At 51.5% G+C, this 22,493-nt stretch carries 17 protein-coding genes; 3 read left to right on the top strand and 14 right to left on the bottom strand.

Features of this window, described 5'->3' with window-relative positions; translation table 11 throughout:
- Positions 1–51: 51 nt before the first annotated feature.
- The 4 genes from TH63_RS11460 to TH63_RS11445 form a co-directional block, all read right to left on the bottom strand.
- Positions 52–915: a hypothetical protein gene (locus tag TH63_RS11460; protein WP_048921057.1), complete on the bottom strand. Its 864-nt coding sequence runs from the start codon at positions 913–915 to the stop codon at positions 52–54.
- Between the two features lie 461 nt (positions 916–1,376).
- Positions 1,377–3,254, bottom strand: a complete 1,878-nt coding sequence (locus TH63_RS11455; protein ID WP_048921056.1) for a CocE/NonD family hydrolase — start codon at positions 3,252–3,254, stop codon at positions 1,377–1,379.
- 63 nt (positions 3,255–3,317) lie between these two features.
- Positions 3,318–4,127, bottom strand: a complete 810-nt coding sequence (locus tag TH63_RS11450; RefSeq protein WP_048921055.1) for a PepSY domain-containing protein — start codon at positions 4,125–4,127, stop codon at positions 3,318–3,320.
- 139 nt (positions 4,128–4,266) lie between these two features.
- Entirely contained in the window at positions 4,267–5,085 is an 819-nt protein-coding gene (locus tag TH63_RS11445) for a hypothetical protein (protein ID WP_048921054.1), read from the bottom strand.
- A gap of 336 nt (positions 5,086–5,421) precedes the next feature.
- On the opposite strand from TH63_RS11445, the gene TH63_RS11440 reads away from it, so the two are divergent.
- Both TH63_RS11440 and TH63_RS11435 read left to right on the top strand, forming a co-directional pair.
- A complete protein-coding gene (locus TH63_RS11440; RefSeq protein ID WP_048921053.1) occupies positions 5,422–7,965 on the top strand; it encodes a M14 family metallopeptidase in 2,544 nt (847 codons plus the stop codon).
- 147 nt (positions 7,966–8,112) lie between these two features.
- Entirely contained in the window at positions 8,113–9,561 is a 1,449-nt protein-coding gene (locus tag TH63_RS11435) for a PQQ-dependent sugar dehydrogenase (protein ID WP_048922778.1), read from the top strand.
- 141 nt (positions 9,562–9,702) lie between these two features.
- Here TH63_RS11435 and TH63_RS11430 read toward each other — a convergent pair whose 3' ends face one another.
- The 10 genes from TH63_RS11430 to rpsF form a co-directional block, all read right to left on the bottom strand.
- Entirely contained in the window at positions 9,703–10,029 is a 327-nt protein-coding gene (locus TH63_RS11430) for a Rieske (2Fe-2S) protein (protein ID WP_048921052.1), read from the bottom strand.
- Positions 10,030–11,009: 980 nt separating this feature from the next.
- Positions 11,010–11,411 (bottom strand): cupin domain-containing protein, encoded by a 402-nt coding sequence (locus TH63_RS11425; RefSeq protein WP_048921051.1) that lies wholly within the window; start codon positions 11,409–11,411, stop codon positions 11,010–11,012.
- 744 nt (positions 11,412–12,155) lie between these two features.
- The gene (gene priA, locus TH63_RS11420) at positions 12,156–14,690 is read right to left on the bottom strand and encodes a replication restart helicase PriA (RefSeq protein WP_048921050.1); all 2,535 of its coding nucleotides are present in this window, start codon (positions 14,688–14,690) and stop codon (positions 12,156–12,158) included.
- A gap of 55 nt (positions 14,691–14,745) precedes the next feature.
- Positions 14,746–15,222, bottom strand: coding sequence for a hypothetical protein (locus TH63_RS11415; RefSeq protein WP_156180557.1), 477 nt, complete (start codon positions 15,220–15,222; stop codon positions 14,746–14,748).
- 187 nt (positions 15,223–15,409) lie between these two features.
- Positions 15,410–17,446: a thioredoxin domain-containing protein gene (locus TH63_RS11410; RefSeq protein ID WP_048921048.1), complete on the bottom strand. Its 2,037-nt coding sequence runs from the start codon at positions 17,444–17,446 to the stop codon at positions 15,410–15,412.
- A gap of 63 nt (positions 17,447–17,509) precedes the next feature.
- Positions 17,510–18,493, bottom strand: a complete 984-nt coding sequence (locus TH63_RS11405; protein WP_048921047.1) for a GSCFA domain-containing protein — start codon at positions 18,491–18,493, stop codon at positions 17,510–17,512.
- A 58-nt stretch (positions 18,494–18,551) separates the two neighbouring features.
- On the bottom strand, positions 18,552–19,226 hold the full coding sequence (locus TH63_RS11400; RefSeq protein ID WP_048921046.1) for an HAD family hydrolase: 675 nt from the start codon (positions 19,224–19,226) through the stop codon (positions 18,552–18,554).
- An 86-nt stretch (positions 19,227–19,312) separates the two neighbouring features.
- Positions 19,313–19,756: a 50S ribosomal protein L9 gene (gene rplI, locus TH63_RS11395; protein ID WP_048921045.1), complete on the bottom strand. Its 444-nt coding sequence runs from the start codon at positions 19,754–19,756 to the stop codon at positions 19,313–19,315.
- Between the two features lie 14 nt (positions 19,757–19,770).
- Complete coding sequence (gene rpsR / locus TH63_RS11390) at positions 19,771–20,022, bottom strand: 30S ribosomal protein S18 (protein WP_048921044.1); 252 nt, start codon at positions 20,020–20,022, stop codon at positions 19,771–19,773.
- Positions 20,019–20,390, bottom strand: a complete 372-nt coding sequence (gene rpsF / locus TH63_RS11385) for a 30S ribosomal protein S6 (RefSeq protein ID WP_048921043.1) — start codon at positions 20,388–20,390, stop codon at positions 20,019–20,021. Before rpsF ends, rpsR begins: the two co-directional genes overlap by 4 nt.
- Positions 20,391–21,178: 788 nt before the next feature.
- Between rpsF and TH63_RS11380 the strand changes: the two genes are divergently transcribed.
- Positions 21,179–22,492 (top strand): c-type cytochrome, encoded by a 1,314-nt coding sequence (locus tag TH63_RS11380; protein ID WP_082161650.1) that lies wholly within the window; start codon positions 21,179–21,181, stop codon positions 22,490–22,492.
- Position 22,493: the final 1 nt, after the last annotated feature.

Genomic DNA, 22,493 nt, shown 5'->3' with positions numbered 1-22,493 from the left:
AAAATTTTCCCGCCCCTGAAAGCCAGGGGCGGGAAGGGGGATTTTGGGGGACTAGTTTTTGCCTACTTTCAGGCCGGCGCCAACATTGGCTTTCACGTTCACTGGTTTCACAGCACCTGCGGCGGCACCAGTTACTCTTTTCACCGGACGGGTGGCGGAAGCACCGGTCGCTTTTACTTTGGCGCTTCCAGAAGCACCGGTTTTGGCACTGGTTTTAGCAGCTTTCTCGGCTTTCACGCTAGCAGCGGTTCTCACAGTTTCGCCTTTGGCTACACCTTCTTCAGTAGTGGTTTTAGCCACATTGCTTACGGTCTGGCCATGGTTGTCAGCTTTTTCTTTGCCGGCCTCCAGGTCTGCCTTGGCTTTTACTTTAGCTTCGGCTCTGGCTTGGGCAGCAGCTTCTTGTCTGGCTTTCTCCTGGGTTTTGGCTTCCTCTCTTTTTACCTTGGCAGCCTCAATCTCCGCTTTGGTTTGCACCTTCACATCGGCTCTGGTTTGAGCGGCGGCATCTTTGGTGGCTTTTTCCTGAGCCTTTGCTTCTTCCTTGCGGGCTTTGGCGGCCTCAATTTCAGCCTTGGTTCTAATGGTTGCGTCTGTGGTCACGCCAGCAGCAGCTTCTTTACGGGCTTTTTCCTGCGCTTTGGCTTCTTCCTTACGGGTTTTGTATGCGGCTTTCTGCTCGTCAGTGTGCTCTTTGCCTTGTTTGGCTTTAGACTTGGCTACCTCACTTACAATAGATCCTTTGCTAGCGGCATCAGTGCCAACTTCAGCGGTGGTGGTTGTTTTAGCAGTAGTGCTAACGGTAGTGCCATGGGAAGCATTCACGTTGGTTTGCTGCGTAGCGGTAGTGGTAGTCTGGGCAAATGACGTAGCGGCGGCTAAAAAGGCGGCGGCGAAGAAGGTTAACTTTTTCATCTAAGTAGTTTGGTTTAGTTGACTTAAGTGCGTTTTAAATGATTACTGTGTCAAAACTACCTTGTCAAGATGAAGAGAAGATGAAGAAAGGCCTTCATGAAAAATTTTTTTCAAATATTTTTTGGGGTTGATTTAAGGATAAGTTTATTTAAGTGATAAAATCCTGTAAATGAGAGATTTGAATCTTGAAAATCTTGCTAAAAAATCTTTTGACGCGTTAAAAAAAATTGAAATATTTTTTCTGCTGCATCAGATTCATGAAGAAACCGGGGCAAGTACTTCATCTTTCTTCATAAAGGGCAGGGCCTAAGGCTTGCCTAATGGGGTGTAAAAGCGGGAAATCTGGCTTTCTTTCACGCCAGCTGTTTTAGGGCTACTTTTTAGAAAACAGGCTAAAAACAGAAAAGGCCCCTCTTAAAAAATAAGAGGGGCCTTTTCTGTTTTGCTGCAAACGGTTATGCTTACAATACCTTCACCTTTAAATAAGAAGGCTGCTGCGGGTTATGATACACTCTATGAGTGGCTTTCTTGAAATCCTCGGGTTTGGCTTCATAGATATTGGGCACGTAAGTCTGGGGGTTGCGGTCCACCAGCGGGAACCAGGTGCTTTGTACCTGCACCATAATACGGTGCCCTTTTTTAAAAGTGTGTAGCAGATCCTGCAACGGCACATTCACGGCGGTCACCTGGTTAGGCGTAAACGGCTCGGGCTTCTCATAGCTGTTCCTGAAACGGCCGCGCAACACCTCGCTGCGCACCATCTGCTGGTAGCCGCCCATTTTCACCTTGGCCGGGTTATGCGGGTTCTGCGTTGCGGTGTCTGGGTATACGTCAATCAGTTTTACTACCCAGTCTGCGTCTGATCCGGAGGTGGAAACGTTCAACGCCGAAAGGATTTCGCCCGCCAGGGTAAGGTCTTCGGTGAGGACATTGGTTTGGTACACGAGCACATCTGGCCGGCGGCCGGCAAAGCGCTGGTCATCGGTCATGTATTCGCGGGTCATGCCAATGGCAGTTTCCTCTGTGAACGGCACTGGTTTGTTAGGGTCACTGATGAATTCATCAAAGCACGGACCGTTGGCCGCCGCCGGTTTCTCAAAGCTCAAATTTCCGTTGGCCCCGAAGTAGAGCAGTCGCTCTTGGGTGTCTTTAGGGGGCCAGGCGGCAAACTCGCGCCATTGGTTGGCGCCCGTGTTATACATGTAGGCTTCGGGCAAGCCCGGGGTGCCTTTGCCGTTGCCTTTCAGATAATGCCGGAAGAACTTGGCCTCAATGTTAGGCCGATAGAACTCAGAGGTTTTCTGAGAAAAGGATATGCTGCCCAGGGTCTGCCCGGTAGAGCGGGCCCAGCCACCATGGAACCATGGCCCCATCACCAGGGTATTATACGCTTTCGAGTTGTTTTTCTCAATAGTTTTGTAGGTCTCCAGCGCGCCAAACAGGTTCTCGGCGTCATACCAGCCACCCACCACCATTACCGCGGGTTTAATGTTCTTCAGGTGCGGCCTAATGTTCATGGCCTGCCAGAAGCTGTCATAGTTGGGGTGCTGGACCATGTCATTCCAGAAGGAGACATTGTTTTTGAGGTAAAGCGTATTGGCGTTACTCAGCGGGCCCATGCGCATAAAGAAGTCATAGCCGTCTGGGGTGCCGTGGTTAAACCGCGGGGCGCCGGTAGGCGAGGGCTGGGGCCGCGGCTGCCCGAAGCTGGTCAAGAAGTTAAAGGCGTGCGGCAGGAAAAACGCGCCGTGGTGGTGGAAATCATCCCAGAACCAATCCGTCACCGGGGCCTGCGGCGAGGCGGCCTTCAGGGCCGGATGGTTGCTGAGCAAACCCACCGTGGTGTAATAGCCGGGGTATGACACGCCCCACTGGCCCACGCGGCCGTTGTTGTTGGGTACGTTCTTCACCAGCCAGGCAATGGCGTCATAGGTGTCGGTGCTTTCGTCCACGTCTTTCTTGCCTTTCTTGGCAATGATGGGCTTCATGTTGATGAACTCGCCCTCGCTCATGTACTTGCCGCGCACATCCTGGTAGGCAAAAATGTAGCCTTCCCGCATCATGTCTGAAGACGGCCCAATGCTGGTCTTGTACTTGTCCTGGCCATAGGGTCCTACCGAGTAGGGCGTGCGGCTAAGCATGATAGGGTATTTCTGGTTTTGGTCCTTTGGCGCATACACCACAGTATACAGTTTGTTGCCGTCACGCATGGCAATCTGGTGCTCGGTCTTGGTATAATTCTGACGGATGTAGGCGGAGTCTGACAGCGTCTGGGCCGAAGCACCCAGGGAAGCCAGGAACAACACCAGTACCAGCCATTGCCGGAGAAGTGGTTTCATAAATGGATTGTTAGTTGGTTGTGTAGGAGGGAAAATTAAGCAAATTCATAGCCACCGCCAATTTCAGGTTGTGGCTCTCTTTTTAGAAGTAGAGGTATAGTCCTGCGCCTTCTTCCGGCGCAGGAGCCTTGAACTGGAACCGTACAGCACCAGACCAGACAGGACGGTGAGCACCCCTATAATAGAGAAGGCGCGCAAAAGCCAGTTGCCAATATGGTCGCGGGTCTGGTAGTCCATGGTGTGCAGCATCCAGAAAAAGTCAAAGACCCGCCACTTGTCATTCCTGAATTTGTTCACCGTACCCAGCGTGGCCGCCACGTACACGGTGGTGTTGGTGGGGTGGTCCATGGTCACGGCCCAGGCCGGAAGCGGGCTCTCCCGGTACTCATGGTGGCCACTGATATTGGCCTCGGTGACCAGTTCCACTGCCTTGACTTCTGGGTTCCCTATAAAGGCGCTTTTGGCTATTTGAATGGCCTCGGGCCGGGAAAGGGATGGCCTGAGCCGCCCGGTTCTGGCATCTGCCAACTGGTAGGTGGCCGCTGAGGCCTGGGGGCCATGGCCTTTCGTTGCCTGAGGTTGATGGCCCTGGTATTTTACCTGGTAGGTAGGCTTGCCCAGCACATTCACTACTTTCAGGTCCAGCAGGGTGCTTTGGGGCGGCAACTGAGAGAGCACTTTATCTGGACTAACCCAGCCGGGTTGCCACGGGAGCGCAGTGGCCTCTTTTCGCTGGAAGTCGCCGTGAATCTCGTCCATGTTGCTCCAGGTGAAGTAAAGGCCACCCAGCGACCAGGCCAGGAACTGCAGGCCGGCAAACAGGCCCAGGTACCGGTGCCACCGCCGGATTTGGTATCGGAAATTCAGACGCATAATTCCTATGATAGAAGAATACCAAAGAAAGCAAGTTTTTCTGATTCTCCTGTAATGGATAAGGGTTAATATAGCCCTAACACCAACAAAGGCCTATCTAAGAAAGATAGGCCTTTGTTGGTGTTAGGTAACGGGGAATTTATTGGCAGCTGTATTCTATGCTGGTAACGTTTGGAGTCCCTTGCTGGGGTGTTCTGGTGATTTTGGTTGGGTAGCCGCCTGAATTATACACATAGGTATTGGTGTAGGACTCTGATTTGTTAACGGTGCCCCCTTCTTTCATGACCGAAGTTAACGCATTGTTAGGACTGGCTGGGGGAAGGCCGGGTATGCCTATCAAAAGATTCTCTACTTGGGCGGTGGCGTTGATTTTGTCATCATAGGTGATCTCATTGACAGTGGTGGGCGTAGATTCCCCGTCGTCATAATCCTTGACTAGGGTCACGTTGCCTTTGGCGTTGTACTCATAGGTACTGTACCCCACCGGATAAGCCGTGGGCGCTTCGCCCGGTTCGCCGGCAAACACAATCACGCGGCTCACTTTTGAAATCTGGCCGCTGCCGTTGTATTCAAAGTTACTTTGGAAACTGCCGCCCAGCATTTCTGAAAGTTCCTGAGAGGTGAACAGACTGCTACTGACTTTGCCCTGGGGGTTGTAGGTATACTCCAAATGGCCAGCTCCCTGGTCTCCGGCGCTAAAGGTCAGCTTAGAAGGTTTGCCATTGGTCGCGCCGCTGGTGTGGTATTCAATGGTAACGATGCCGTAGTACTGCGTTTTAAGCGAGGTGATTTTGTCCTGGTTATAAGTAATCAGGGACACGCCTTCCTCATCGGTGAATTTTATGGGCTTACAGTTGGTGGCGATAGGAGTGGGGTCCAAAGCATCATCGTCAGTACAAGCGCTGGAAAACAATAAAGAGAAAACGGCTAGATAGATAAGGTACTTGGTGGATTTCATAGTGGTTGAAACAGGATTTGATGGGTAAAACAATGGAGATTAGAAATCTTGCTAAGCGCTTTCAAGCATTTCAAGAGTATAGACACGTATTGATTTTAGAACCCCTATCCAATTAAAAATTATTTTAATCATATGTGGCAGGTTAACCACCCTATCCTTGCAGAATGCTTTTTAGGTTTTGGAAATTCAGGCCATCAAAAGACCATTCCGTTTTAAGCCCCTTTTAGGGAAAACAGCCTTAAAACGCATCCTGAAATCTTATTTTGTCAGTGAAATTTTTAAACTTTGTTTGTCGCCTGGTGCCTGTGTCTGGCCTGGGCCTAGCTAAACCATTCTATGTTAAAATCTTTATTGAAGCTAGCTTTCGTGGGAGTCATATGGGGAATGAGCCTTTCTATAGGCAACGCCCAGAGCGCCCTGCAAACGCCCGAACAGTTTTTAGGCTACCGCCTGGGAGACCAGTTCACCTACCATGGCCGCATAGTAGACTACGTGCAGTACCTGGCCAACCAGAACCAGGGAAAGATGCAGTTACAGACCTACGGGCATACCTATGAAAAACGCCCGCTGCTCCTGGCTACCATCTCCTCGCCGGCCAACATGCAGCGCCTGGAGGAAATCAGGACCAATAACCTCAAAAACGCCGGCTTACTGGCTGGTCAGCCTACCGGGGGCAAGCAGCCGGCCATTGTGTGGCTGAGCTACAACATCCACGGCAATGAGTCAGTGAGTTCTGAGGCGGTGTTGCAGGTGCTCTATGACCTGCTGGATACCAAGAATGCCCAGACGCAGAAATGGCTGGAAAACACCGTGGTGATCATTGACCCCTGCGTGAACCCAGACGGCCGCGACCGCTACACCATGTGGTACAACCGCGTGCGCAATCAGCAGCCCAACGCCTCGCCGTGGTCCTGGGAGCACCAGGAGCCCTGGCCAGGCGGACGCCCCAACCACTACTACTTTGACTTGAACCGTGACTGGGCCTGGCAAACGCAGATTGAGTCTCAGCAGCGGGCCGCCGTTTACAACCAATGGATGCCACAACTGCACGCCGACTTCCATGAGCAGGGCGTAGACAACCCGTATTATTTTGCGCCTTCGGCGAAGCCTTATCATGATGCCATCACCCCTTGGCAGCGCGAGTTCCAGGGCATTATAGGCGAGTACAACCGCAAGCAGTTTGACAAAAATAACTGGCTGTACTTCACCCGTGAGCGCTTTGACCTGTTCTACCCCAGCTACGGCGATACCTGGCCCACGTACCAGGGCGCCATTGCCATGACCTATGAGCAGGGCGGTTCAGGGCGCGCCGGCGTAGTGATCCAGAAATCTGACGGTGACAGCCTCACTTTGGCCCAGCGCATTGCCCACCACCACGCCGCCAGTTTGGCCACGGTAGAAGCTATCTCTGATAAGGTAGACAAAGTAGTTTCTGAGTTCAAGAAGTTCTACGCCGATGCCCAGATCAAGCCCTTTGGCCAGTACCGCAGCTACGTGTTCAAAACCAAAGGCGAGGAAGGCCGCATTAAGGAACTTACCCAATACCTGGACCGCCAGCAAATCACCTACGGCTACGCCAAGGCCGGCGGGTCGGGTAAAGGCTTCAATTATGGTACGGGCAAAACCGAGTCTGTGAAATATGAAACCGGCGACCTGGTGATCAGTGCCTTCCAACCCAAGTCTACTTTGTTGAACGTGCTGTTTGAGCCCAATGCCCGCCTGGAAGACTCTGTGACCTATGACATCACGGCTTGGTCCTTGCCCTACGCCTATGCTTTGAAGGGGGCAGCGTTCACCAACCGTATTGCCATGTCTGCTGCCCAACCAGCGGCTGCTAAAGTAGCCAATCCTGTTACGCCAAACGCGTATGCGTACATTGCCCATTGGCATGGAGTACAGGATATTAAATTCCTGTCAGCCCTTTTGAAATCTAAGGTGCGGGTACGTTACTCTGAGGTGCCGTTTGAGCTGAACAAAGAAAAATACGCGCCGGGCACGCTTATCATTACCCGTACCGGGAATGAGGGCCTACGTGAGAAATTTGACCAGATCGTGACCCACGCCGCAGATTCGCTGGGCATCAAACTGGCTTCCTCTACTACCGGCTTTGTGACCAGAGGGGCAGACTTTGGTTCCAGCAGCATCAAACACATCAAGACCCCTAAAGTGGCGGTATTGACCGGCGAAGGCGTTTCGGCTTACGGTTTTGGGGAGATCTGGCATTACTTTGAACAGCAGGTAGGCTACCCTATCACGGTCCTGGGTACCGACTATTTTGCCAATGTGCCCCTGCATGAGTTTGACGTGCTTATTCTGCCTACCGGTTCTTACGGAAAGGTGCTGGATGAGAAAACGCTTACCAAGGTGAAAGACTGGGTAAAGGCCGGCGGGAAACTCATTGCCATGGAAACAGCGGTGAATTTTTTAGCCGACAAGCCTGACTTCGCCGTGAAAAAGAAAGCCGCGGACACCACCAACGCCAAAAAAGCGCCAGACGCCAGCGAGCTAAAGAAATACGCCAACCGCGAGCGGGAATCTATCTCAGAAGAAGTGCAGGGCAGCGTGTTCCGGATAAGCCTGGACAATACCCACCCGTTGGCCTTCGGGTATGGCACCACCTATCCGGCCCTTATCAGGACAAACGCGTTGCCACATTACATGCGCGATGCCTGGAACGTAGGTACCGTGAAACAAGGAGTAGCCGCCACCGGCTTTGTAGGCTCCAAGGCCACCGCTAAGCTGGAGAACGGCATGGTGCTGGGCGTGCAGGAAATGGGCCGCGGGCAGGTGGTCTATTTAATGGACAACCCGCTGTTCAGAGCCTTCTGGCAAGGCGGCAAACTGCTGTTCGGGAACGCCGTGTTCCTGGTGGGGCAATAGGCCTTTCGGTTTTCATTTTCTAAACAGCAACGCCCGCCCCAGCGGGCGTTGCTGTTTTAGGGCCGTTTTCAGGAAAACAGGCGTAAAACGTCTATCTTACCGCATGCGTTAAAAGCCTATGCTATCCAAGATTCTACTATGATCCTTATGCAGCCATTTATAAAAACCATAATCCCGCTGTCGCTTCTGCTGGCTTTGTTCACCGGGTGTAGCAAGAACACCACCTCCAACACCGCCGGCTCGGGCAGTGCCCCTTCGGGCGAAGCCCTTTTGACCGGAACTGAGCTGGCCAGCGCCCGCTCCAACTATACCAATTACTGCGCCGGCTGCCACGGCCAGAACCTGGAGACGTTTGTAGACCGCAAATGGCTGCACGGGAATTCGCCGGAGGCGCTGTTCAAAAGCATCAAACACGGTTTCCCAGAGACGGGCATGCTGGCCTATGACACCACTTTCACGGATACGGAAATCACCCAGCTGGTCCGCTACATTAGGCAGGGCGTGGCATCTGGCCAGAAAAAGCAAGCCTCCAAGGGCAAGGTATTCCAGGCGCAAGACCTTAGTTTTACCTTAGACACCGTGGTCACTGGTTTAGACGTGCCCTGGGCCATGGCCTTTCTACCGAACGGCGAGATGCTGATCACAGAGCGGTCCGGGATTCTGTACCGGCTCACCAAAGACCGCCAGCTGCAGAAGATTGAAGGAGCCCCCGAGGTGCTGGCGCAGGGGCAGGGCGGCCTACTGGACATAGAGCTGCACCCGGACTTCAATAAGAACCAGGTGCTATTCCTTTCCTATTCGGCGTTTAAGAAAGAAGACGGGCAGACCTTGTCTACCACCGCCATTATGCGGGCCCGCCTGGACGGCAATACCCTGAAAGAGCAGAAGCAGATCTTTGAAGCCCAGCCTTATGCCAGAACCCGCCACCACTACGGCTGCCGCATGGAGTTCGGGCGCGACGGTTACCTGTACTTTACCATGGGCGATAGGGGCGGGACCAAGGTGAATCCGCAGAACCTGACTGTGCACGCCGGTAAAACGCACCGCATCAAAGAAGACGGCTCCATTCCGGCAGACAACCCGTTTGTAGGGCAGCAGGGAGCCATGAAATCTATTTATACCTATGGGAACCGCAACGCGCAGGGCCTGGCTTTAAACCCAACTTCAGGCGAGATGTGGCTGCATGAGCACGGGCCCAAAGGCGGAGATGAGGTGAACATTGTGAAAAAGGGCGCCAACTACGGCTGGGCCGACGTTACCTACGGCATAGACTACAACGGCACAAAGATCTCTGACATCCAGAAAAAGCCCGGCGTAACCGATCCTATACATATCTGGGTGCCATCTATTGCCCCCTCGGGCATGGCTTTCCTGACCGGTGACCGGTACAAAGGCTGGAAGGGGAGTTTGTTCGTGGGTTCTATGAGTTTTAAGTTCCTGAGCAGATTAACCGTGGCCGGCAACACCATTACCGGGGAGGAAAGGCTGCTGCAAGACATTGGCCGCGTGCGCGACGTGCGCATGAGCCCAGACGGCTACCTGTACATTGCGGTGGAAAAGCCAGGCATTATCTACCGGCTGATGCCCGTGGAATAAAATAAGGGAGAGCGGGCCTGGCCTATTGGCGTGGCAGCAGGTTCTCCTAATTTGACCTAATACCAAAGATTCCTGTTTCGGGGCCGTTTTACCAAAAACGGCCCCGAAACAGGAATCTTCTTTTTGTGGCAATGGCTATTATTAGTCGGGTAACTGCACGTACACGCCGTCTTCCCGCGTTTCCAGCTCAAAGCGTTTCAGGGGGCGGGTACGGCCCCGGCATTCTTCCCCTGAGATAAGGTGGAAGCGGTAGCTGTGCCAGGGGCAGATGATTTCATTGAGGTAGTTGGTGGTGCCCCGGCTCAGCGCATCGCCCAGGTGCGGGCACGTATTCTCTACCGCGAAGATGCCCGCTGGGGTGTGGGCCAGACAAATCTCTTGTCCGCCCACTACTAGGGCCTTGGTGCGGGTTAAGGGAACCTGGGTTTGGGCATCGGCCTCGCTTTCAAAGATTTTGATCCAAGCCATAAGTTAGGTGAGCAGCAAGGTTGTTTTGGGGCTGTTTTCAGAAAAGTACGCTAAAAACAGAAAGGGAGGAATTACGAAAGGTAATTAAATGAAAAAGCCCGGAAAAACCGGGCCCCTTACACCAAACTAACAAACAAAACTTTTTTCAAACCTAAATATGAAGTCTAAACGGGTCCGGGGGAAAAGCAGCCAGCTAAGAGGGAATCAGGGGCTGTGGCCTCGTTTAGTGATACAAAGATGCAGGGTCTTTTCAGGTGCTACAACCCAAACTAGAGGAAACAGCTCATTTTATGCCTGAACCCCGCAAAAGCCGGAGTGAAATGGAAATAGGTAGCGTGAACTGGAATGGGTGGGTTCTGAAAAGGGACTTAGGCTACCCTGAAATAGTTGTTGAAGGATATCAAAGCAGGCATGGTTTACCCAGATGCTAACGGGCCAACTGCGCCACTCCACTGCTGCTTCTGTTGCCAAGAGAGCCGATCAAAAACCTAAAGCGCCATAAATGAAAAAGCCCGGAAAAACCGGGCCCCTTACACCAAACTAACAAACAAAAACCTAAATTCTTTTTAAGGCTGAATCCTCAGCTGGCCACCCAGACGCCCTCCATTGTTCTTCACTTTCTCTCTGCCGCCAGGGACAGTTGTCTGGGTTGGTGATACAAAGATGGCAGGTGTTTTCCCGTAGTACAATTCAAACCAGAGGAAGCCGGCTTTTTAACCGCTGAACCCCGCTACAAGCAGAATGAACCCGGAAAACCCGTAGGTAAAGAAGAATCGTTATATTTGAAAATGGGGATATTTTTAGCGGGAGGCCTCTATTACACTAAAGAAAACCTTGCCGGAAGGGCGTAAAAAAAGCTTAAAAGTAGTCAATCACCAGAGCGCAAGCGGATAGTTAATGACTACTTTTAAGCTGAAATAGAGTGTGAATGTAAGGTATTTAACGGGGCTAAATCCTTAAGGTTTAAGCGGGTATGAAAATTATTTAGAAATATTTTCCAAAATAGCCTCAGGCTGCTCCAAGAGCATTATTTTCAATGAACTTTCCCCCGCGTTCCAGTTTTGGTAGTGGGTAAGGTCAATCCAAAGACGGTCACCTGCTTTTACTTCTATCACTTTTTCCTGACCATCTGGGGTAACTACCCGCAGCGTGCCTTCAGAGGCGGCATAAGCTTCCTGGTCTGGGGTAGCGTGGAAATCTAAGAACTCACCTGGCGCCAGGTCCAGGGTCATGATGCGGAGCGAATTGGTTTTCAGGACTTGCTGGAATGCCTTGGTCACAGCGGGAACGGTTCCTTTTACTGGGCTATTTCCTGCCACGGCAGGAGCCACTTGGAACAATAAACTGAAAGCGAAAAATGCGGTAGTTACTAAAGTTTTCATAATTCTTTATGGTTAGATTTTTTAAATTATTTTAGAAGGGTTTGACCATTTCTGGAGTACTTCCTTTGATTATATAGATGCAAATTTCGGTAAAGCGTTGCTTGGTTGTATGTTAATGATTTGTTAAAGAGCTTAATATGAGGATGAAACCGAAGAAAGCGCTCCCGAGGTGGACTAAATTCGGGATGAAGCAGGTGGGGATTCTTGATTGTTTTGAAGAAAGGAAGTGCGAAGCGGGGTTTTTAGGGTATTGAGTGGGGAAGACTACTTGGTTTTGTTGCCGTTAAACCACAGAATTTGACCGATGCTAACCCTTAGTGGTTCAGTATTTCCCATTCCGCCTTTGCCTTGGATTGGGCGCCTATGCCTGAGCCCATATGCTTTGGTTGTTTCATTTATTCCCTCCGAGCGCTCACGGCCGCGGGGCCCCGTCTTTCCCCCTCGCACTGCCCTTGAGGCCTAGTTTTGTTATTTGCTCTTAGTTAGAGTTATTTCAAGGCCACAAGCGAGGCGCTCGGAGTAAAGACTGGAATCAGGGGAATGAAAGTTTAGCTCTTCCGGATTTGCAATCCGGAAGTTCCGAAAGGGGGATTTGCAATCCCCGACGGTTGCGATTTTGTCCTTGGTTCCCGGCGGATTGCAAATCCGCTTATCAGAAGTTCGGGATTACAAATCCCGAACAGCATGGCTGGCATTGTTTTAAGCCCATTTTTTGAAAAACACTCTCAAAACGCAACCTTCACTTTACGACGGGTCTACATCAATAACCACCCGCAGTTGCTTAAACTCCTTGTTCTGGAGCAAAGCCTGTACTGCCTCCAGAATCTGATTTTTGGAATGCTTTAGGTGGCCGCTTTCACGGTCTAATTTCACGTGGATCTCTTGTAGGAACTGGTTTCTGATTTTGAAGATGTGCGGGGCTTCCGGGCCAAGCACGCCTCCACGGCCTAACCGGTCGTTGAGGTCTTTGGCGAGGAGGATAGCCGCTTGTTCGCAGGGTCTCGCCTCGGGGTGCTTGATCGTCATCCGGATCATGCGCACGAAAGGCGGATATCTGAATTTCTGGCGTTCGGCAATTTCCTGCTGGTAGAGGCCCTGATAATCGTTGTCAATGACCCGCTGGAAGATGGGCTGGTTGGGGTTGGCCGTCTGGATGAGCACCTTGCCATTCTTACCTTTCCGGCCGGCGCGGCCACTTACCTGCACAAACAATTGGAACGCACGCTCATGGGCCCTGAAGTCCGGGAAATGGATAATGCTGTCGGCACTCAGGATACCTACCAGGCTCACATGCTCAAAGTCCAGGCCCTTGGTCACCATCTGGGTGCCCACCAGAATATCGGTGCGCTGCATCTCAAAGTCTTCTATGATCTGCTGGTGGCTGTTTTTGCGCTTGGTGGTGTCCAGGTCCATGCGCTGAATGCGGGACTGGGGCAAAATCAGCTTGAGTTCGTCTTCAATCTTCTCGGTGCCAAAGCCCACGGTTTTAAGCATGGTGGAGCCGCAGGCGGGGCAGTCGTTGGGTTTGCGTTCGGTGTAACCGCAATAGTGGCACCGCAGCTCATTGGAAAATTTATGGTAAGAGAGACTCACTGCGCAGTTACGGCACTTAGGAATCCAGGCGCAGTCATTGCAGTCAATGAAGGGAGCATAGCCCCGCCGGTTCTGGAACAGGATCACCTGCTCATGGCGGTGCAGGGTGTCTTCAATGGCGTGCACCAGTTTCTGGGAGAAATGGCTGAGCATGTTCTTGCGCAGGCCTTCCTGCCGCACGTCTACCAGTTCTACCAAAGGTAGCGTGGCTTCGCCGTAGCGCTCCAGCAGGTTCACCAGTCCCCACTTCCCGCTTTGGCAGTGGTAATAGGTTTCCACGGAGGGCGTGGCCGAACCTAGCAAAGTCTTCGCCTGATGGAAATGCGCCATCATGAGGGCCACTTCGCGGGCGTTGTAGCGCGGGGCGGGGTCATGCTGCTTGTAAGAAGGCTCGTGCTCCTCGTCTACAATCAACAAAGACAAAGAGTGGAAAGGCAGAAATACAGAAGACCGTACACCCACCACCACCTGGAACCGGCCCGAAAGGATCCCGTTCCAGACTTCCACGCGCTCGTTGTCTGAGAATTTGGAATGGTACACGCCCAACCGGTCGCCAAACACCCGTTTCAGGCGCGTGACAATCTGGGTGGTAAGGGCAATCTCGGGCAATAAGTACAACACCTGTCCGCCGGCTTCCACGGCCTTCTGGATCAGGTCCATGTAGATCTCGGTCTTGCCGCTGCCGGTAATGCCGTGCAGCAGCACCGTGTCTTTCTCCCCAAAGGTTTCCAGCACCGCATCGCGGGCGGCAGCCTGGGCGGGGGAAAGGTCCGAGCTTAGGTAAGGGCCGCGGCCTTCGGCCATAGGGAAACGGCTTACCACCACGTCAAATTGCTCCATAATGCCATGCTTGAGCAAGGTATTGATGGCCGAAAGCGACAGGTGCGGATTGGAGGTAAGCAGGTTCTTCTCTATGCCTTCTTCATTGGTTCTCAGGTTCTGCAGGATAGGGGAGAGTTGCACGTATTTGAGCAGCACGTCCAGTTGCTTGGGTTTGGAAGCCAGCTGGTTGAAAAGCTCCTCCAGGGTTTCCTCACTGGTGGTGTAAGCCGAAGTTAATCGTACTTTCTTCACCACCTTGGGGGCATATTTTTCGGCTATCTCCTCATAGATGATGATAACATCCTTGAGGAGCAATGATTTAATAATCTTATGGAAACTGGTAAGCTGCAGAAGCTGGCCTACCTCCGTGAACGTAAGACTCTGCTTTTGCCGCAGCGCGAAGATGATGTTTTCCTCATGCGCCGTAAGGGGCCACTCGTTGGTTTCGTCGTTGAATTGGGGGTGCAGCTGAATCTGGGACTCGCTGCTGAGCTTGAGGGCCGAGGGCAGGGCGGCGTTGATCACCTCGCCCAGCGTGCACATGTAGTACTCGGCCATCCATTGGAACAGCTTCAACTGGGGCTCAGTGACTACCGGCTTCTCGTCAATGACCTCCAACAGGTATTTGGCCTGGTAATCTTTGGGAGGCGTCTCATGCACCCGCGCCACCACGCAGCTCAAGACCTTTTTAGAACCGAACTGCACCAGCACGCGGGCACCCACCATCACCTCCTCACTCATCTGGTAAGGGACGCGGTAGGTATACAGTTTAGGAAGGGGCAAAGGTAAAATGACGTCCGCGAACAAGGTAACCCGTTCGTGGACGTCATCTGTAGGAATATGGAATTCTAATTCGGGAGTCAAAGCGGGCAGTTTAGGTCAAAGTTCGGAAAAACAGACCGGAAACGGAAGGCTTTCCTTACTTCACCTGAAAGTCTTCCACTAATAAGGTCACTTGTTTTTCTTCCTGCTCCCGGCCTTGCAGCACCGATGTGTACAACAGCACCTGTTCATCTTTGCGCAGTTCTATGGCTAACTGATCTATCAGGGTAGATTTTACGGGCAGCCACACCTCTTTGTCCGCTGATTTAAAGAGAAGTTCCTTGCGGTACTGCCGGATGCTGGCTGGGTTCAAACCCGTTTTCTCCATCAGTTTAATGTTCTCCAGCGTTACGTTGCGTTCCTGCCCCTGGAACACCAGAGACAAACGGAATGCAGGTAAAACTACTTCGCCGGAAGGTGCCTGAGACACCGCTGGAGCATTTTTCTCCAATGCCTCAAGGGTCGTTTCCGGGTGGGATTTCTGCAGACGTTTCCAATACCCATCGCTGTTCTGGGAGTAGGCGGAAACCGTGAGGGCTAGCATAAAGCCGCCCAGCATAAGTAACTTCTTCACAAATGTATCTGGGGTTAAGTTTCTGGGAGTGCAACAGAAACTATGGGGCGCGAGTTCTAGAAAAAGGCTATAAATACCATTTTATGACTATTGCCACACAACTACTTCTTTAAGTGCTAAACAAAAAGCCAAGCCTGTTTCTTTTGGTGAGACAAGCTTGGCTTTCTAAAGGTAGCTTCAGGAAATTTTACACGTGCTCTATCTGTTCCAGCGCTTCTGCCACAGACTGCACCGGCAACTGGCAAGCCCGGTTATAGCAGACATACAAGGTGGTTTGCCCGTTCTGGCCTATGCGGCCTTCCAGCAAAGGCAAGAGTGAATCTGTTTCCTCTTCTTTACTGCCGGCTACTATTGCGTTAGGCAGAAAATGCTGCTGTAGGAGACCCCGGTACGCGTGGGCCTCTGGCCCGATGATGGCAATCTCAGCGGTGGGCTTCAGTTTGAGAAAGTACAAGCTAGCCCAGTTGGCTAAGTGAGCCGGCTCCTGCACCACCAGGTCCCGCACCGTAGACAGCATTTTATCTGACAGACTGCTGTAGCGCTCCTTGTCCAGGTAGAGCCCCAGAAAATGCAGATTCATGGCCATGACGGAGTTAGAGGAAGGTACCACGTTGTCAAAGATTTCTTTCTTGCGGGCAATCAGTTGCTCCCCTGCATTACTTGTGAAAAAGAAAAGGTTTTCGGTTTCATCAAAAAAATGCGCGAGCGTATACTTGGTAAGTTGATTCGCCTCCTTTATCCAGCGTTCCTCAAACGTGACCTGGTAAAGGCCAATGAGCGCCTGAATGAGCAGCGCGTAATCTTCCAAGAAACCGTCAATGGTGGCTTGACCTGCCTTGTAATTATGGAACAGCCGGTTCTCCTGCTTCAGGTTCTGGAGTAGGAAATGTGCGTTGGTGCAGGCCAGTTCCAGAATTCTGGCTTCGCCGAAAGCCTGGTAGGCATCAGTGAGGCCTTTGAGCATAAGCGCGTTCCAGGAGGTAAGGATCTTGTCATCTAAACCCGGGCGCACGCGTATGCCTCGGGCCAGCAGCAAGGAGTCTTTCCAGTTCTGCACGTGCTCCTGCAGTTCTTCCAGGGTAAGGCCCTGGTCGGCGGCAAAGGCTTCGTCGTTCTGGCGGCGGTGCAGAATATTGACGCCGTGTTCCCAGTTGCCGGTGGCCGAAGTGTTGTAGTACTTGCTGGCCAGAGTCGCCTCTTTCCCCAGAATTTCCTCCAGTTGTGGTTGCGTGAAGACGTAGAATTTCCCTTCCTCGCCCTCGCTGTCGGCATCCAGGGAGGAGTAGAAGCCGCCCTCGGGGCTGGTGAGTTCCCGCTCCACAAAGGCAATAGTCTCCAGGGCTACCTGCCGGTACAGCTCGTTGCGGGTCACCTGGTAGGCCTCGGCGTACAAACTCAGGAGTTGCCCGTTGTCATAGAGCATCTTCTCAAAATGGGGGGCCAGCCATTCCTCATCCACGGAGTATCGGGCAAAGCCCCCGCCAATCTGGTCATAGATGCCGCCAAACGCCATTTGCTCCAGCGTGAGGTTCATCTGTTCCAGCGCCTCTGGGTCTTGGGTGTGGTGGTGGTAACGCAACAGAAACCGCCAGATGCTAGGCATGGGGAATTTAGGGGCCTGCATGGTGCCGCCGCGTTTTTTATCGAATTTGGCGTGAAGGTGTCGGTAAAGCTGCTCAAAACCATTTGGCGTAAAATCTGGGTTGCCGACCTGTAGCCCGTATTTGGCCAGTTCGCTCTGGTTCAAGTGCTGCACAAACTGGTCCGCCGATTTGTCCAGCTCCGCCCGGCTCTTTTGGTAGGCATCAGAAATGCTATGGAGCAGCTGCACCCAGTTTTGGGGAGGGTAGTAGGTGCCGCCGTAAAAAGGTTTGGCGTCAGAATTCAGGAAAACGTTAAGCGGCCAGCCGCCCTTCACCCCCATGGCCTGCAGGGCATCCATGTATACCTGGTCCACGTCGGGCCGTTCCTCGCGGTCTACTTTTATGCAGACAAAATGGGCATTCATGACCTGGGCCACCTGCTCATTCTCAAAGGACTGGTGTTCCATCACGTGGCACCAGTGGCAGGCAGCGTACCCTATGCTCACCAGGATAGGTTTCTGCTCGTCTTTGGCTTTCTGCAAGGCTTCCGGTCCCCAGGGGAACCAGTCTACCGGGTTATAGGCGTGCTGCAGCAAATAAGGGCTGGTTTCCTGCGCCAGGCGGTTGGGCTTCTTTTCCATAGTAGGGTAGGTTGGGTTAGCGGCGGTTTAAGCCTGTTTTCCGGAAAACGGGCCCAAAACGTATTATGGCATACGCAACTGGCGCTGCACGGTGGCAATCTCCTCCTGCACATCTGTCTCAAGTGCCAGGGCTTGCAGCCGATCTAAAAGCTGCTGCAGGAACAGCTGGTGCCCCTCACTCTCCGGCTGGAAAGCCCGGTGGGCCAGATCGCGCTGGATCTGCTGCCACTTGACTATAAACTCAAGGAACGACTGGTCGGCGTACGCGCCTATGAATTTCTCCCAGATATAGGTTTCCGCCATCTCCGAGGGATGAATCAGATCGGGGCCGTAGAACCTGTAATCACGCAGGTCATCCAGCAATAATTCATAGGCGGGAAAGTAGCTGACATGGGCATGCTGTTCCTGGGCCAAATGGGCCGCCACCCGCAGCAGGCTCTTGCTGACGCTGTTCAGGGGAAGGGTATCTTTGATATGCCGTACCGGGCTCACCGTAAGAATTACCTGTATCAACGGGAAGGTCTGTTGCAATAGTTGCAGGGTTTGGCGGGTGTCTTCCTCCATTTCGGCCAGGGTGAGCAGGCGTTTGTTAAAGGCGCGCTGCGGCACTTTGTGGCAATTGGCTACCAAGGCACCTGTGTCTACCCGTTCATACACGTAGGCCGTGCCCCAGGTAACTAAAACCGCCTGTGCCTGGGCCAGGAACGAATGGGCTTTTTGAATCTGGTCCTGCAACTGTTGCAGCAGCTCTTCTGGTTGGGCATGCGAGAAACTCGAGTGGAAATCATAATGGTACCAGCGGCCATTCTTCTCCACCAATCCTTCCTCTAACCCCAGAAGGTCTTGTTGCAAGGTGGCCCTGAGTAGCTTGTGCAGAGAAAGCGGGTTGAAGACCGTGCCAAACGGATTCACCAGGGTGTTCGCCTTTACTTGCTCTAGCCTTCTACCCATCACTTCGGCAAAGCAGGAGCCGATGGTAAAAATGCTCTTGGTGCGGGACACCCGGAAAGGAGCGGGGGGAGGCATGATTTCGGTACGGAACTGCATAGGCCTGAAAGCTACAAAGTTGGGCGTAAAACTACCTGTTTTTGTTGTACGGAGCAGATTATACCAGGTCAGTTAATTGCCGCAGGGAGTGGATAGTATGCGTGGGGGTAGCCGCCTCACACAAGACCCTGGCGCCATAGCCATAAGCGGCCCAGCAGGAAGCAAGGCCGGCGTTGTTGGCAAATTCCAGATCGGCGTGGGTATCACCTACCATCAATATCTGGGAAGAGGCCAATTGCGGGTCCCTGGGTTGGATGACCTGGTGGAAGGCCATGGGATCGGGCTTTTTCCTGAGGGCGTGTTTAGGGTCGTCGCCTATGATAAGGTCAAAGTAGGAGAGCAGCCCAAATTCTTCCAGGGCAAGTTCTATGGCCCGCTGACCTTTGTTGCTGAGCACAGCGCAGGTAATGTCTTTTTGCCTAAGCAGGGAAAGGATCTCCTCTGTGCCTTCAAACAAGGTGGTAAGCCTAGCGCCTTCCGTTTCATATAGGTACCGGTAGTGCGACACCCACTCCTGCAGGGCCGCGGTACCTTCCTGCTGCAACGGTGGGTGGAGCAATAGGAGAAGTTCAGATAAATGGCCTCCGGTACCCAGGGCGGCTTTGATTTCAGCTTCAGGCGGTGGTGTAAGGCCCTTTCGTTCAAAGGCTACCTGGAATGTATGCAGAATGGCGCTTTCGGTGGCGCAAAGCGTGCCGTCAAAATCAAAGATGACTAGTTGGTAAGGAACCATAAAGAAAAGGAATTGGCCATGGGGCTAAAACAAAAACATCCTGCCGGAGTGCGGCAGGATGTTTTAAAAGAAGCGATTGCTTAAAACTAAGCAGCTACTACATTGAAGCGAACCTGGTGTTTCACTTCTTTGTGCAGGTTGATAGTAGCGGTGTACTCACCCAAAGACTTAACCTCTTGGTCAAAGTCAATGCGCTTGCGGTCTACCTCATACCCTAAAGCTTTCAAGGCTTCAGAAACTTGCAGGGTGGTTACAGCCCCGAAGATTTTGCCAGACTCACCAGCTTTTGCTGGAATCTCCAACACAGTGTCACCAATACGGTTGGCAATTTCTTGTGCGTCTTTTTGAATCTTTTCTGCTTTGTGGGCAGCTTGGCGAATATTTTCAGATACTACTTTACGCGCAGAAGAAGTAGCCATTTCAGCTAATCCTTGTGGGATCAAGTAGTTACGGCCATACCCTGGCTTTACAGTAACGATATCGTTTTTATAGCCAACGCCTTTAACGTCATCTTTCAGAATAACTTCCATCGTGATTTACCTCCTTATTTTAAAGAATCCGTTACGTAAGGCAAAATAGCCAAGTGGCGTGCTCTGGCAACGGCCTGAGATACACGGCGCTGGAACTTCAAGCTGGTTCCAGTTAAACGGCGGGGCAATAGTTTGCCTTGCTCGTTCACGAACTTCAATAAGAAGTTACCGTCTTTGTAGTCAATGTACTGGATTCCGTTTTTCTTGAAACGGCAGTACTTTTTGCGCGTGTCTTGCTTGTGGATTTTTTCGTTTACTAAACTCATGATGCTTGGGCCTCCTTCTCTTTTTTAGATGATTTGAATTCACCGTTTCTACGGCGCTCATTGTAAGCAATTGCGTGCTTATCAAGAACGGTGGTTAAGAAACGGATGATTTTTTCATCGCGGCGGAATGCAAGTTCCAAAGGATCTACTACGGTAGACGGACCTGTGAACTCTATGAGGTGATAGAAACCAGTGTTCTTTTTCTGGATTGGGTAAGCCAGTTTTTTAAGACCCCAGTTCTCCTCATGGATAATGTCGGCGCTATTTTCCTTAAGCACCTGTCTGAACTTCTCGACCGTCTCTTGCATCTGCACCTCGTTCAACAACGGGGTCATGATGAAAAGAACTTCGTAATTTTTTGAAGTCATTTGGTTAAATGATTTTTTGGTTCGAAGGGGCAAAGGTAAGCCGAAATAAGAGAGAAAACAAAAATGTGCGCAGATAAAGTACAGGTACTGAGGCGCCATTTTCCGTTTATGGGCCGTTTTTCTGAAACTAAGGCAAAACCACAGTAGGGATTTTAAAAACTCCCACTGCTATTTTCATACTCCTTATATATAAGGTGTCATAATTCAGAGGGACTCAATATAATATAGTGAGCTAGCTACACCATTATAGAATCGAAATCCAATAACCGGTCTACCGGTGTCACTTCGTCTTAGTATAGCTTTCAGTCTGAGTAAGGTTAGTAAAAGCCTCATTTACCCAAATGCTCCATCAGGACCAAAATGTGGTAGGGATTTTGGGCCGATCACTCTTGCTCCTAACTTAAATTTGGTAACACAAAGGGGCAATTGTAATAAATTAAGCTAGTACTAGGAGATACATTTGAAAATTTTGAATTATTAATAGTAGTTGTATTATTTTATAAGAGAAATAAGGCAGAGAGCCAGCCAGGTGAGAGGAAATATAGACGATCGGAGAATGCGGGAAAACGGGCGTCTACCAGAGAGGGAGTGCCGAAGTCAAGTAATTTATAAATGTTCTAAATAGGCCCTAAATGGGCTGTATTGAGAGCTTTATCAAATGATTAAGGTCATTTTAGGCGGTGATTTTGACAGGCAAAAATAAGGAATATTGTGTTTGATTAATGGTATGTGGGTAGTAGCTTTGTGCCCATAATGTACTTTCACTATTCTTAACACTACATTAAGCTATGATTAGCTGTAAAAAGAGAGCAAAATATACCTTTCTACTCCCTTTTCTCTTCTTCTTCTTTGTCCTTTCTGCCGCCTTTGCACAGGCGCCGGAGCAGGCTCAGGTAGAGACTGCGGGTGTAACGCCAGGTTCTGCGGCGCCCGCAGCTGGCGGTGGTGCAGATGCCGGTGTCATTGACGCAGGTAGTACCCTTTTCAAAAACAACTGCGTTCAGTGTCACTCTGCTGGCTCTGATGTGGTAGTTGGTCCTGGTTTGAAGGATGTAGGGAAAAGAAGATCAAAGGATTGGTTGCACAAATGGATCAAGAACTCTAGTGCTTTGATCCAAAGCGGTGACAAAGACGCTGTTGCCGTTTTTAACCAATACTCAAAGCAGCAGATGCCTTCTTTTGCCTTCTCAGATGATGAGATTGATTCTATCTTGGCTTACCTGGAGCAGGAAAGCGCCGCCCCTGTGGCCGCCGCTACTTCACCAGGTGGCGTTGAAGGAGCTACGCCAGGCGAGAAGGTAGGCGAGAATGCGATAGGTAACCTAGGCGGTGCCATGGACCTGTTGCTGATTGCTTTAGTAGTAGTGTTAATCGTATTGGTGATTACGCTCCTTATCATTGCCTCTATCCTGCGGAACTATCTGGCTAACAAGCAGGATATGACCGGTGCCGAGCGTGAAATGCTGGAGCAGCGTACCAACTGGGCCAATATCTACAAATCAAAGGCAGTTCGCGTGATTGCAGGTTTGATCCTGGCCGTGGTATTAATTGACCTTACCCTGGATGAAGTGATGGGAGTAGGAATCCAGCAGGGATATGCTCCAAGACAGCCTATCGCTTTCTCGCATAAACTGCACGCCGGTGATCACCAGATCAACTGTAACTATTGCCACACCTCTGTCTATAAGAGTGCCAGTGCCAATATTCCTTCGGCTAACATCTGTATGAACTGCCATAGCCAGATCAAGAAGGAGTCACCGGAGATCCAGAAGATTTACCGGGCTATTGAAAACAACAAGCCAATTGAGTGGGTGCGGGTACACAACCTGCCTGACCTGGCTTACTTCAACCACTCACAGCACACCAAGGTGGGTGGCGTAGAGTGCCAGACTTGCCACGGCCCAATTGAGACCATGGAAGTGGTTGCCCAGCATTCACCGCTTACTATGGGCTGGTGTATTGACTGTCACCGCAACACTCCTCTCAATACCGAAGGCAATGCCTATTATGACAACCTGGTGAAGTTGCATGAGAAGCAGTCTAAAGGCGCCTTTATTGTTGCGTCTAACGGTGGTACAGAATGTTCAAAGTGCCACTACTAAT

Source organism: Rufibacter radiotolerans, assembly GCF_001078055.1.
Taxonomy (GTDB): Bacteria; Bacteroidota; Bacteroidia; order Cytophagales; family Hymenobacteraceae; genus Nibribacter; species Nibribacter radiotolerans.
This window is presented reverse-complemented; position numbering and strand designations above follow the sequence as displayed.

Bases quoted from the DNA above. Each gene is read 5' to 3' on its own strand.
- TH63_RS11435 (WP_048922778.1), top strand. From the start codon at position 8,113: ATGCAGCCATTTATAAAAACCATAATCCCGCTGTCGCTTCTGCTGGCT.
- TH63_RS11405 (WP_048921047.1), bottom strand. From the start codon at position 18,493: ATGCAGTTCCGTACCGAAATCATGCCTCCCCCCGCTCCTTTCCGGGTG.
- rpsR (WP_048921044.1), bottom strand. From the start codon at position 20,022: ATGAGTTTAGTAAACGAAAAAATCCACAAGCAAGACACGCGCAAAAAG.
- TH63_RS11380 (WP_082161650.1), top strand. From the start codon at position 21,179: ATGATTAGCTGTAAAAAGAGAGCAAAATATACCTTTCTACTCCCTTTT.
- TH63_RS11460 (WP_048921057.1), bottom strand. From the start codon at position 915: ATGAAAAAGTTAACCTTCTTCGCCGCCGCCTTTTTAGCCGCCGCTACG.
- TH63_RS11440 (WP_048921053.1), top strand. From the start codon at position 5,422: ATGTTAAAATCTTTATTGAAGCTAGCTTTCGTGGGAGTCATATGGGGA.
- TH63_RS11410 (WP_048921048.1), bottom strand. From the start codon at position 17,446: ATGGAAAAGAAGCCCAACCGCCTGGCGCAGGAAACCAGCCCTTATTTG.
- rpsF (WP_048921043.1), bottom strand. From the start codon at position 20,390: ATGACTTCAAAAAATTACGAAGTTCTTTTCATCATGACCCCGTTGTTG.
- rplI (WP_048921045.1), bottom strand. From the start codon at position 19,756: ATGGAAGTTATTCTGAAAGATGACGTTAAAGGCGTTGGCTATAAAAAC.
- TH63_RS11455 (WP_048921056.1), bottom strand. From the start codon at position 3,254: ATGAAACCACTTCTCCGGCAATGGCTGGTACTGGTGTTGTTCCTGGCT.
- TH63_RS11450 (WP_048921055.1), bottom strand. From the start codon at position 4,127: ATGCGTCTGAATTTCCGATACCAAATCCGGCGGTGGCACCGGTACCTG.
- TH63_RS11430 (WP_048921052.1), bottom strand. From the start codon at position 10,029: ATGGCTTGGATCAAAATCTTTGAAAGCGAGGCCGATGCCCAAACCCAG.
- TH63_RS11425 (WP_048921051.1), bottom strand. From the start codon at position 11,411: ATGAAAACTTTAGTAACTACCGCATTTTTCGCTTTCAGTTTATTGTTC.
- TH63_RS11400 (WP_048921046.1), bottom strand. From the start codon at position 19,226: ATGGTTCCTTACCAACTAGTCATCTTTGATTTTGACGGCACGCTTTGC.
- TH63_RS11445 (WP_048921054.1), bottom strand. From the start codon at position 5,085: ATGAAATCCACCAAGTACCTTATCTATCTAGCCGTTTTCTCTTTATTG.